Origin of the sequence: Cytobacillus oceanisediminis (assembly GCF_003182355.1) — a bacterium.
GTDB classification, from domain to species: Bacteria; Bacillota; Bacilli; order Bacillales; family Cytobacillaceae; genus Cytobacillus; species Cytobacillus oceanisediminis_A.
This window is the reverse complement of record NZ_QGTW01000020.1, coordinates 67,701-78,486: the sequence shown is the minus strand read 5'-3', so window position 1 is coordinate 78,486 and position 10,786 is coordinate 67,701. Positions and strand designations below refer to the sequence as shown.

The window sequence follows — 10,786 nt, the reverse complement described above, 5'->3', positions numbered from 1 at the left end:
AGTACCTTGCGCTTCCTTAGTGGTTAGTCGATGTGTACCCCCACAGTGGACTTTCACCACCTAGATAGTTGCCATGCCTGGCACACACAAAAAAAGAGCCTAGATTGTCTCTAAGCTCTCAAGATTATAGGGGGTCAACTGTAAAAGTCCGACCACCTTTAGTTTAACAGGTTCTAATTAAAAAATTAAGATACTAAAGGACTATTACTTAAAAGCTTTAACGCGGTAATCGGGATCATACCCTTTTACGAAAGCATCACCACTTCCATATAATCAGCGGCTGGTATCTCGAACTGCTCAGCTTACATAGCAGCTAAACCCCCATGCTGAAAGCCATTTCTTTATTCGCATTAAACTTACTTTAATGTAAATTGAATAGTTAATTTTAAAGCTTTAATAGTTTAGATATAACTTGTTAACATTTTGTTAATAAATTTTGGCTACAATAAACATGTACCGAAAAAAAGCCCTTTTCATTTACCCCCCTTTTCAAAACCGCCCCTTGTAAATGGGTCGGTTTTTTATATTTCCTATAAACAACACTTTTCCATACAGAGAAAAAAGAAAAGACGATACTTTTTAGAGCATCATCTTTAATTATTTTAATGGGTTACACTTTGCAAAAGCATGAACCATAAACCCTAAGCAAGCCTAAACACAATTCCATGGCCGCCTTTTGGATATTCCCATTTGATATTCTGGTAAGGGCAGCCGATGCGGCAACTTCCGCATTCGTGGCACCCTTCGTAGCCAACCTGCATGCGCAGGCCTTCCCACTTATATACTTCTGCAGGGCAGAAAATAGTGCAAATCTTATCCGGGCATTTTGTCATGCAGATATCATGGTCCAATACAGTAAGATGTGATTTTGTATCTGCCTTAAAACGGATCAAATACTGTTTTTCTTCGATCGTTTTGGTTGACATTATTTCACCGCCTTCCATGCTCTGTACATGTCTTGCAGCACACGAATGGTACCGCGTTCGCTTGTTATGCTCTTCATGATTTCTTTCTGCTTATCTCTCTTTGGTGTTCCATCTACCGTAAAGAACTTGCTGGCTGCCCTGTTCATCATTGGTACGTATTCTTTGAAGTATTGCGGATAGTGCTCAAAGGTGTGTGCAGCATCTTTGTATTTTTCCAGGTCTTTTATAATGAAACTTTGATAAAGTTTTTCCCTGTATTGATTTAAGCTTGCTTCGCCAAAGTCGTCTCGTTTTTTTGCTTCAATAATCGTTTCAGCTGCCATTTTTCCTGAGGCCATTGCCATATTTGAGCCCTCTCTGTGTATCGCATTAACGAGCTGTGCAGCATCTCCAACCAGGAGAACACCATCTCCAGCCACCTTTGGCACGGAATGGTAGCCACCTTCTGGAATTAAATGTGCGAGATACTCAGCCGATTCTCCCCCCTCAATTAATGGCCTCACCATTGGATGGGTCTTTAAATAATCAAGGAGATCGTAAGGCTTCAGCTTTGCCTTTATCATGCTTGAAAGCGTTGTTCCCACACCAATATTTACACTTTCCTTATTGGTATAGATAAAAGCTGTTCCGAGGTTTCCTTTAGTAGAGTCACCGAAAATCTCTATCGTGCAGCCTTGGTTATCTTCAAGGTTAAAGCGATCATTAATTTTATCTTTCGAGAGATTGATTACTTCCATAACCGTCAGTGCTACTTCATCTGGACGAAATTCTTTATGATAGCCCAGTTGTTTGGCAAGCAGGGAATTTACGCCATCAGCAAGCACAATGACATCTGCATAAACATCTCCATCAGGCCGGTCTGTTCTGACGCCAACCACTTTACCGTTTTCTGTAAGACATTCCAATACCACTGTTTCGTTTATTAACAAGACGCCTTGTTCGACACCTTTTTTAGCATACCATTGGTCAAATGGTGCTCGAAGCACAGTGAAATTATTGTATGGCTCTTTCCCCCATTCAAGTCCCTTATATCCAAAGCTTACGGACGACTCTTTATCCATCATCCAGAAGCGCTGCTCAATGACAGGACGCTCTAACGGAGCCTCTTTCCAGAATTCAGGAATGATTTCTTCCATTTGCTTACGATATAGAACGCCGCCCATTACATTTTTGCTGCCAGGATATTCTCCTCTTTCAATCTGCAAAACTTTTAATCCATTTTTGGCACAAGTATATGCACACGAGGTCCCTGCAGGTCCTGCTCCTACTACTATTACATCAAATTTCTCAGACATAGCTTATTTCACCGCCTCTTTCGCGCGCTTCTTTAAATTGCTTTATTAATTTTGGCACGATTTCCATAGCATCACCAACGATGCCATATGTGGCCACATCGAAAATAGGAGCTTCCGGATCTTTGTTAATTGCTATGATAAACTCCGAATTCTTCATGCCTACTATATGCTGAATGGCTCCGGATATTCCGATGGCAAAGTAGATTTTCGGTGTAATAGTTTCGCCTGTCTGCCCGATTTGCTGTTCATGCGGAAGCCACCCTGCCTCAACTACGTCCCTAGTTCCTCCGACTGTAGCCCCTATGCTGTCGGCAAGCTCATGGATAAGCTGGAATCCCTGTAAATCGCCCATGCCTTTCCCGCCTGCAACAACAACATGCGCGTCTGCTAAATTCACCTTTTTTGTGACATCTTTCACAATTTTAAGTACTTTTGTGCGCATGTCTTCTTCTTTTAAAGTGATGGGCTCTTCTATTACCTTGCCTTGTCTGCTAGGATCAGGCTCGAGGGCTTTCATTACTTTTGGACGGACAGTGGCCATCTGCGGCCGATGCTTTTTACAAAGGATAGTTGCCATAATGTTTCCACCGAATGCAGGCCGGCTTGCCTCAAGCAGCCTTTTCTCCAATTCGACATCCAGCATAGTTGTATCCGCAGTCAATCCAGTGCTTAAATCTGTTGCAACTGCACTTGCAAGGTCTTTTCCATTTGCTGTAGCACCATAAAGGAAAATTTCAGGTTTGTATTTTTCGGCAAGATTGATGACTGCCTGCATATAAGATTCAGTCCGATAATCTTTCATAACTTCATGGTCTACAACATACACTTGGTCTGCTCCATATGAAATAACCTCCTGGCTTAAAGGCTTTACTTTATAGCCTAAAAGAACGCCAGAAAGAGGCACTTCCAGCTTATCTGCCAGCTTTCTTCCGGCACCGAGCAATTCCAGGGAAACACCTTCTATTTTCCCATCATTTTGTTCTATGAATACCCATACTCCCCGGTATTCCTCCATCATGAGGATCCCTCCTTAGCTTATCTGTTACTGTGCAGCAAATAATTCTTTTTTATCGCTTAATAGTTCCATGAGCTGCTTGACCTGATCATCTGCATTCCCTTCCAGCCTTTTTCCTCCTTCAGGTTTGGGAGGAGTAAACATTTTACCTACAATCGTAGGAGAACCTTTAAGTCCAAGCTGTGTACGGTCCACATCTTCCAAATCATTCACAGACCAAATGACTGGTTCATATCTGGCAGCCTTAATCATATTTGGCATTGGGGAATATTCAATGCTATTAATCTCTTTTTCAACCGTCAGCAGGCACGGGACTTGGGCCAGTATCAATTCATATCCGCTGGTAATTTTCCTTTTTAGAAGGACTGTACTTTCGCTTTCATTCAGTTCTGAGACTTCTATAACGTTCGTTACAGGGGGAATATCCAGCCTGCGTGCAATCCCAGGTCCAACCTGCCCAGTGTCCCCGTCAATTGCATGTTTTCCACAAATAATTAGATCTACAGGATTTTCCTTCGAAATACGCTCTAATGCTTTAGAAAGTGCATAGCTCGTTGCCAGTGTATCTGCACCGGCAAATGCTCGGTCCGAAATTAAAAATCCCCGGTCAGCACCAATTTCAATGCTTTTTTTAATAACAGCAGTTGCCTGGGGAGGTCCCATGGATAATACAGAAATAGTCCCTTTTCCCAGCATCTTTTTGATTTTCACAGCTTCCTGGACCGCATGGGCGTCATAAGGGTTTAAAATAGCAGGAGCGCTTCGGCGGTCAAGAGTGTTGGTTTTAGGGTTAATTTTAATGATCTTTGTATCAGGCACCTGCTTGACACAGACGACAATGTGCATTTTCAACTTTCCCTCCTCATAACTTAAAGCTTATAGAAAGCGCTTGCTCTAAGTTTTATATAAAAATTGCTATGTATTACGATATATGATTCGCAATACAGGCATAGTACTAACAAAAAAGAATTCACCTGAATTGTGCCTCTTGCTGCGGAAAATTTTTGATTGGCATGTTGAAGATTTTAGGCCGTCTTCTCTTTAGCATTGCAATAATGTGAATATGTTTGCAGATAACAAAGAAGTGGAAGAATGGAAGAATATATGAACTCGTTGTATTTATAGAATTCATTAATTTATACTATAAGGAATATTCAGATTTTCACAATGACATAAATCACAGTTTCACATCAAATGGATTTACTGTTAATTTTTCAATCAGGCTTTCTTTTAAGAGATAAGTGAGGGAATTAATTATGACAGGAGTATTTATCGGCAGTGTGCTATCCGCCTTTTCAACAGGGTTGGGGGCATTGCTTATTCTATTTATGAAAGGCTCGGTTACTCATAGATGGCGTGATACATTACTTGCTTTTACAGCGGGGATTATGATGGCTGCATCAACTATGGGGCTTATACCCGAGGCGCTTAATATAGGAGGCTTTATTCCACTTGCTGCAGGAATTTTTTTGGGCGTTTTGGCTCTCACCCTTTTAGAAAAAAACATCCCCCATCTCGATCTGCAGCATTCCAGTAAAGGAATTGAGTTTGATGAGAAGGCTATGCTAATCATTGCTGCAATTATCCTGCATAATATTCCTGAAGGGCTCTCAGTTGGTGTCAGTTATGCTTCCAGTTCACAGGATACAGGGAATTTAATTGCATTTGCAATCGGTCTCCAAAATGCGCCGGAAGGTCTTCTGGTAGCATTATTTTTAATTAACCAGAAAATCAGCAAGCTAAAGGCATTTATGATTGCCACATTAACCGGAGCAATTGAAATCGTTATGTCTCTCCTCGGCTTCTATTTGACTTCTTATATTGAGTTTCTAGTTCCCTACGGTTTAGCCTTCGCTGCAGGGGCGATGCTGTTTATTATTTATAAGGAGTTAATTCCTGAAAGCCATGGAGATGGGAATGAACGTACATCCACCTACTCGTTTATAACCGGACTTTTATTTATGATTTTCCTTATCGAGATTTTCTAATTATAAAAGGATCCTCAGGGATCCTTTTATAATTACTTTGCATATTCTAAGAAAAATTCTTTGCTTTCCTTATTATATATATTTACTGTTATCTTCAGACAACAGCCTTCTTCCATAAAAGTATCATTTGTCTGAATGAAATTTTCATTTTTTTCTTATGTTCTTGCTCTTTTTTAATGGCACATTGATATTTATAAATTAATGTATCAAGCTCCTGGCTGCAGCGTATTGTTTCTTCGCTGGCTAGTCCATTTTTCTTTGCCGCTTCTATCATTTTTTCTCTCTTTTGCTGAATTTCAGCCAGCATAACTGTTCTTTTATGGCGCAACTTCTTTTTCCTCCTACTCCTATCCCTTTATCCTTTAAATAAATAAAAATATGGCTACTTGAAGCATTATTACAAGAATTTCTATAAATGTAAATAGATTCGCAATATTAGACAATCTTTTTCCAAAAGAATTTAAATCGACAGTAATTTTACCTTTTCCTTCTTGCTTTTCGACATAATAAATCAACATTATCCAGTGATATCGACGATTTTTCAATCAGGATTTTCCGATTCTTTTGTAAAAAATAACCAATGTTCTTGCAGAAAAATTTAATGCAAAAATCCCTTTGCCGCTTGGCAAAGGGATTTCATTTTAATTATGAATCTCTTCCTTTTCATAGATTGGGACCCAGCCCTCTGTAGTCACAAAAATACGGATAGCAACAACCTTCCGATCTTCCTGTAAAGTAAAATAATGGCGGATGTTTTCAGGTACAGAAATTAAGTCTCCGGGATTCAGAAAAACCTCAAAGAATTCTCCATTTTTTCCTTGAATGATAAAAACTCCATGCCCGCTGACAATAAATCTTACTTCATCATCTGTATGATGGTGTTCCTGCTGGAAATTCTGAAGAAGCTGATTCAAGTTTGGCGTATGCTCTGAAAGGGAAATAACGTCTTGAGCCTGATAGCCTCTTCTCTCGGAAATATATTTAATTTCTTCAGAAAATGTATCCAGAATCACTTGCTTTTCTTCATCAGAAAGCAGATATTTCTCCTGAAGGTTTTCAGGAAGCTTTTCAATTGCCCATTGTTCATAAATAACTTCCTGCTTTTCAAGGAAAGCTGCAACCTCTTCCTGGTTTCTGATTTCTTCTTTTGTATTTTGCAAAACGATGTATGCCATATTTCCCAACCCTTTCATTTGTAATTTTTTAATTGGCTCTTTTTAAGTTGCGTGTTGATTTCCGCTGTAGGCACCCGCTGTTCGCAGGCTACCCGGAGGACATTAGAACCAGCACCGTCGAATAATCACCGGAAGAAGGATGCGAATGCATTTTCGATGAGACTCCCTTCCTCTGCTCCAACAAATTCCAAAATTAGCTTTAACACAGCTTAATTATTAAAGTTTTTACACTACTTTAAATAACTGATAAGGCTTATGTTCCAGCAGCCTTAACTGATAACGGAATAAAAACTCAGAAGCTTCGAGTACTTTTTTTGCTTCAAAGGATGTTTTTCCCCAAACGGTAATTCCATGGTTTCTAATTAAAACAGCACCTGTATCTTCATGTATATGGGAGGAAAAACATTTGGCGAGTGCAGGAATATGCGCATGATTCGGAATAATCGGAATCCGAAGAACAGCATCCTCCTCCCATTTATCAAATGCCTTTATGAGTTCTTGCCCTTTGAATGTAACTGCCTCCTGGTCGCCATAAATTTCCGATATGACATTATTGTCAATCGTATGGACGTGAAGGCTGCACCCGGCTTTCGTTTTCCGGTAAATCTCCACATGTAATAGCGTTTCCGCAGAAGGCTTTAGATGGGTTTCCCCAACAGGCAGCCCAAATTCATCCACTAGGAGGAAATCCTCCTTTGTCCGTTTCCTTTTATCCTTCCCGCTTGCTGTTACGAGGAATTGAAGGGGGCTGTCGGTAACCTTGATCGCCAAATTGCCGCTAGTCCCCATAAACCAGTCTCTTTCAGCCAATTCATCTTTTATATCAGCAAGCTCTTGCCATTTTTCTTCCGCTAATCTCATACACTCACCCCATTGACATTTTTCAAAATTTCAATGCACTCATAAAACGTTTCAAATCCGTGATAATTAAGATTCATTTCTTTGCTTTTCTCTTGCAGCAAGTCTCTGGCAATAACTAAATCAGCCTGTTTTGCAGCCTCCAGATCGGTAACAGAATCCCCTATAACAATTTTATAGGTATCTCCAGCCTCAAGCTTTCTCATAATAGAAGGCTTGCAGCAGCCGCAGCTGTTATCACATTCATCATCACAGCTATGAGGCCATAAAATTTTGATTGTTTCGCCGCTAAAATCTGAACCATTGCAATAAACAGCATCAAAGGGGCCATATTTCTCTAAAACTGGCTGCACAAAAAAGTCAATTCCACCGCTGACAACATAAAGCGGTATATCTTCTTTTCTCAAATAATCCACAAATTCCTGAAAGCCGGCTCTTATCTTGCCATTTTCCAGTGTAAATTGGATAATGTCTTCCTTAAGGCTGCTTGGAAGGAGGGAAAACATCTTCCCTACTCCTTCCTGAATTGAAATTTGCTGTGACAATATTTTATTCTTTATCTCATCCCATTCAGGCGGGGCAAATTTTTTCATAATGTTAATGATGTTATCTTTTTCTGTAATGGTCCCGTCAAAATCACAAAAAACAGTTATATTAGCCATTAGTAGCTTTCACCTCTGAGTGTCCCCATAAATCTATCGCCTTTTTTAGTTCAGGAAAACCTGAAAGAGATTCTGATAATGAAATTCCATTTAAAGTTAAATCAATTGCTTGGCGGAAGGCTAAGCCGCCGCCTTTTGCTCCATCCGGATGCCCATGTACTCCCCCGCCCGCATTGATCACACTGTCTGTTCCAAAGTCATGGTAAAGCAGCGGAACCAGACCTGGATGAATGCCCGCTGATGGTACCGGAAAGGTCTTTTTGCAGTAATCTTCGGATGTTAATGATTGTCCTATCGAGATCGCCTGCTCCTTTTCAAGTGCCACTGAACCATATGGTGAAGGGAAAAGCGATAAATCCGCTCCTGCATATCTGAGAAGCTTGCCCAAAAGCAGAGGGTAAGAAATTCCATAGATGCTTGAAGCAGACAGGGCACCGCTGACAGCAGGGTGTGCCATAATCGGCAGCCCAATCCCTTCATCTTCTCTTAACTCCTGCAGTACATCCAGTCCATATGCAAAGACATTAAACAGGAGGAGGTCCGCACCAAGACTTGCGGCTTTTCTGGCTTTCACTTTCAAATCAAAGGTCCTGCCTGTTAAATTCACTGCATAAAGTGTGCGATGACCGGTTTCTTCAAAAACCTGGCCAAGCACCTTTTTACCTTCCGTAATCCTTTCTTCAAAAGGGGTGAGTTCATTTTCAAACAAAATTTCATCATCTTTCACAATGTCGATGCCGCCAAGTGCTTGTTGCCTCAACTGTGAAGTTAAAAAATTCATATCCTTGCCGAGAACACCTTTAAAGATGCTCATCAGCAGAGGCCTGCTGCCGACATTCAGCTTTTCTCTTAAACCTTCAATCCCGAACCGAGGGCCAGGGAAAAAACTTTTGATCTCATCGGAAAACTGTAAATCTATTAACTTAATCTTCCCGTCCAGTGATAGCTTTCCAAAAACCGTTGTTAAAATGGCTGGCATATCCGGACTGAAATTAGCAGTTGGATAAGCGATTTTAATGATTGCGGCCGTTTCCTTGCTGCCTTCTGCTGTTAAAAGGCCTTCAACCGAAACAACTCTGCCTTTATGCTTGCGGAGCTGGTTCTTTTCCAGTTCAGGTAAATGAGTCCATGAACCGACCGTAAGGCCTAATGCGATTTCCTCTGCTTTTTTCTCAGGATTATGTTTTGAATCATGAATTAGATAAGTTGCGATAATTTCACTCATATATTTTCTTCCTTTCATTTCTGCAAATCCGGGCAATAAAAAAACCTCTTCAATAAGAAGAGGTTAGCAGATTAAACTAACATCTTCTTATCTATCAGCTTTAAAAAGCTGCAAGAATTAGCACCGTGCTTATTGGTAAGTCGGTTGCCGGGCTTCATAGGGCTAGTCCCTCCGCCTGCTCTTGATAAGAAAACGAAAATTAATATTTAGTTAATTTTGAATTAAAATTTAATTAGGATTATGACAGGGTTGAACCTGTTTGTCAATTCTTTATATGAAAAAATTTTAGAATAAATTTAACTTCCTAATTCGCTCCACTGCTTCTTTAAGTCTATCTTCTGAGGTGAGCAGGCCTACACGCACATATCCTTCCCCATATTTTCCAAACCCGATGCCAGGCGCAACGGCGATATGGGCTTTTTCGAGCAACTGATCAGCAAATTCTTCGGATGAAAAACCTTCTGGTACCTTTAACCAAGCAAAGAAAGACCCTTCAGGTGCTTTGACATCCCATCCTATTTCCTGAAGACCTGAAATGAATGCATTCCGCCTGCTTTCGTATAGGGCATTCAGTTCCTTGACACATACCTGTGATTCAGTAAGTGCAGCTGCTGCAGCTTCCTGGACAGCTCCGAACAAGCTTACATATAGATGATCCTGTAAAAGGTTCAAGGCAGAAATAACACTCGCATTTCCAACCGCAAAACCGATTCTCCAGCCTGCCATATTATACGTTTTTGAAAGGGTATAAATTTCAATTCCTGCTTCTTTTGCTCCCTCTGCTTGCAGAAAGCTGACCGGCTTCTTGCCGTCAAAGCCAATGCCGCCATAAGCAAAGTCATGAATAATGCAAATTCCATGTTTTTTGCCGAGCTCAACTGTTTCCTGGAAAAATTTTTCACTGGCCACGGCCCCAGTGGGATTGTTTGGATAATTAAGGAACATGAGTTTAGCAGCATTAAGCTGTTCGTCTGTAAGTTCGCTGTAAAGAGGCAAAAAGCCATTTTCCTCCCTTAACGGCATTGTCGCCATTTCTGCTTTTGCCAGTGCTATACCTGACCAATAATCCGGGTAACCGGGATCTGGCACAAGAACAGTATCGCCAGGGTTTAACAGGCATTGAGGAATTTCAACCAGGCCAGCCTTTCCACCAAACAATATGGCGACTTCGGTTTCCGGATCTACATCTACATCATATTCCCTTTTATAAAAATCTGCAGCCGCCTTTTTCAGATACGGAAATCCCTGAAACGGAGAGTATTTGTGATTTACTGGCTTTTCGGCTGCACTTTGTAGCTTTTTAACAATATGGCCGGGAGTAGGCTGATCGGGATTTCCTTGCCCAAGATTGATCACATCATGGCCTTGTTCAAGCTGTTTCCCAACCTTCGATACTAAAGATGCGAAAAATTGCTTCGGTAAATTTTTCAGCAAATCTGAATGTGGATAATTAATCAAAGATTTTCACCTGCTTTAAATATTTAGTACGTGTTCAAAAAGTTGGACAAAAATACCCAAAGAGGTAAAGGAGCAGAGCGCTGGCTTGCAGCTGCTTCAGCAAAAACCAGATGTGACCACTATTTTTCCGGACTTTTTGAACTTCATTTAAAAAAAAGATTGAAAATATAGTCACAAATGATAT

At 40.6% G+C, this 10,786-nt stretch carries 11 protein-coding genes and 1 riboswitch; of the genes, 1 reads left to right on the top strand and 10 read right to left on the bottom strand.

All coding sequences use genetic code 11. From position 1 onward, the window contains the following. Nucleotides 1-641: 641 nt before the first annotated feature. The 4 genes from DFO73_RS25645 to DFO73_RS25630 are packed head-to-tail and all read right to left on the bottom strand — an operon-like array spanning nucleotide 642 to nucleotide 4,082. Complete coding sequence (locus tag DFO73_RS25645) at nucleotides 642-926, bottom strand: ferredoxin family protein (protein ID WP_110067514.1); 285 nt, start codon at nucleotides 924-926, stop codon at nucleotides 642-644. Beyond that, a complete protein-coding gene (locus DFO73_RS25640) occupies nucleotides 926-2,221 on the bottom strand; it encodes an FAD-dependent oxidoreductase (RefSeq protein WP_110067513.1) in 1,296 nt (431 codons plus the stop codon). Before DFO73_RS25640 ends, DFO73_RS25645 begins: the two co-directional genes overlap by 1 nt. Then, a complete protein-coding gene (locus DFO73_RS25635; protein WP_110067512.1) occupies nucleotides 2,214-3,239 on the bottom strand; it encodes an electron transfer flavoprotein subunit alpha/FixB family protein in 1,026 nt (341 codons plus the stop codon). The genes DFO73_RS25640 and DFO73_RS25635 overlap by 8 nt, the downstream gene beginning before the upstream one ends. 24 nt (nucleotides 3,240-3,263) lie before the next feature. Continuing rightward, nucleotides 3,264-4,082 carry an electron transfer flavoprotein subunit beta/FixA family protein gene (locus tag DFO73_RS25630; protein WP_110067511.1) on the bottom strand — a complete coding sequence of 273 codons (819 nt, stop codon included), beginning with the start codon at nucleotides 4,080-4,082 and terminating at the stop codon, nucleotides 3,264-3,266. 410 nt (nucleotides 4,083-4,492) lie between these two features. Between DFO73_RS25630 and DFO73_RS25625 the strand changes: the two genes are divergently transcribed. Continuing rightward, nucleotides 4,493-5,224, top strand: a complete 732-nt coding sequence (locus DFO73_RS25625) for a ZIP family metal transporter (RefSeq protein ID WP_110067510.1) — start codon at nucleotides 4,493-4,495, stop codon at nucleotides 5,222-5,224. A gap of 94 nt (nucleotides 5,225-5,318) precedes the next feature. Here DFO73_RS25625 and DFO73_RS25620 read toward each other — a convergent pair whose 3' ends face one another. From DFO73_RS25620 to DFO73_RS25595, 6 genes are all read right to left on the bottom strand, one after another. Further along, nucleotides 5,319-5,552, bottom strand: a complete 234-nt coding sequence (locus DFO73_RS25620) for an aspartyl-phosphate phosphatase Spo0E family protein (RefSeq protein ID WP_110067509.1) — start codon at nucleotides 5,550-5,552, stop codon at nucleotides 5,319-5,321. A gap of 313 nt (nucleotides 5,553-5,865) precedes the next feature. Next, a complete protein-coding gene (locus tag DFO73_RS25615) occupies nucleotides 5,866-6,399 on the bottom strand; it encodes a 1,2-dihydroxy-3-keto-5-methylthiopentene dioxygenase (RefSeq protein ID WP_110067508.1) in 534 nt (177 codons plus the stop codon). Nucleotides 6,400-6,624: 225 nt separating this feature from the next. After that, nucleotides 6,625-7,260, bottom strand: coding sequence for a methylthioribulose 1-phosphate dehydratase (locus tag DFO73_RS25610; protein ID WP_110067507.1), 636 nt, complete (start codon nucleotides 7,258-7,260; stop codon nucleotides 6,625-6,627). Continuing rightward, nucleotides 7,257-7,919 carry a 2-hydroxy-3-keto-5-methylthiopentenyl-1-phosphate phosphatase gene (locus DFO73_RS25605; protein ID WP_110067506.1) on the bottom strand — a complete coding sequence of 221 codons (663 nt, stop codon included), beginning with the start codon at nucleotides 7,917-7,919 and terminating at the stop codon, nucleotides 7,257-7,259. Before DFO73_RS25605 ends, DFO73_RS25610 begins: the two co-directional genes overlap by 4 nt. Continuing rightward, on the bottom strand, nucleotides 7,912-9,144 hold the full coding sequence (locus DFO73_RS25600) for a 2,3-diketo-5-methylthiopentyl-1-phosphate enolase (protein WP_110067518.1): 1,233 nt from the start codon (nucleotides 9,142-9,144) through the stop codon (nucleotides 7,912-7,914). Before DFO73_RS25600 ends, DFO73_RS25605 begins: the two co-directional genes overlap by 8 nt. A gap of 84 nt (nucleotides 9,145-9,228) precedes the next feature. Next, a riboswitch (SAM riboswitch) is annotated at nucleotides 9,229-9,335 on the bottom strand. 94 nt (nucleotides 9,336-9,429) lie between these two features. Beyond that, a complete protein-coding gene (locus DFO73_RS25595; protein ID WP_110067505.1) occupies nucleotides 9,430-10,602 on the bottom strand; it encodes a pyridoxal phosphate-dependent aminotransferase in 1,173 nt (390 codons plus the stop codon). Between the last annotated feature and the right edge of the window lie 184 nt (nucleotides 10,603-10,786).